1 rRNA gene is annotated in these 686 nt (G+C 53.4%); it reads right to left on the reverse strand.

Annotated features, from left to right (window positions below):
• Positions 1-546, reverse strand: a 23S ribosomal RNA gene (locus MHZ97_RS22270); the annotation flags it as partial.
• Positions 547-686: the final 140 nt, after the last annotated feature.

The following is a 686-nucleotide window of genomic DNA, read 5'->3' on the forward strand; positions in this document are numbered from 1 at the left end:
AAAGAGGCTCCCACTGCTTGTACGTACACGGTTTCAGGTTCTGTTTCACTCCCCTCGCCGGGGTTCTTTTCGCCTTTCCCTCACGGTACTGGTTCACTATCGGTCAGTCAGGAGTATTTAGCCTTGGAGGATGGTCCCCCCATATTCAGACAGGATACCACGTGTCCCGCCCTACTCTTCGAGTTCACAGCAAGTGTGCTTTCGTGTACGGGAGTATCACCCTGTACCCTGCGACTTTCCAGACGCTTCCACTAGCACACAAGCTGATTCAGACTCTGGGCTGCTCCCCGTTCGCTCGCCGCTACTGGGGGAATCTCGGTTGATTTCTTTTCCTCGGGGTACTTAGATGTTTCAGTTCCCCCGGTTCGCCTCGCAACACTATGTATTCATGTTGCGATAGTGTGTCGAAACACACTGGGTTTCCCCATTCGGACATCGCCGGCTGTAGCGGTTCATATCACCTTGCCGGCGCTTTTCGCAGATTAGCACGTCCTTCATCGCCTCTGACTGCCAGGGCATCCACCGTGTACGCTTAGTCGCTTAACCTCACAACCCACAGGCGTCTTGCGACGTCGCGGATGTGATTAATTGAGAGACTCGAACGCGCTGCCTTCTATTCCTGTTTACGGGGAATGAACGCAGGGCGTCGTTTCAATTTTCAGCTTGTTCCGGATTGTTAAAGAGCA

This window comes from Pantoea sp. ACRSC (genome assembly GCF_022346785.1).
GTDB lineage: Bacteria > Pseudomonadota > Gammaproteobacteria > Enterobacterales > Enterobacteriaceae > Pantoea > Pantoea alvi.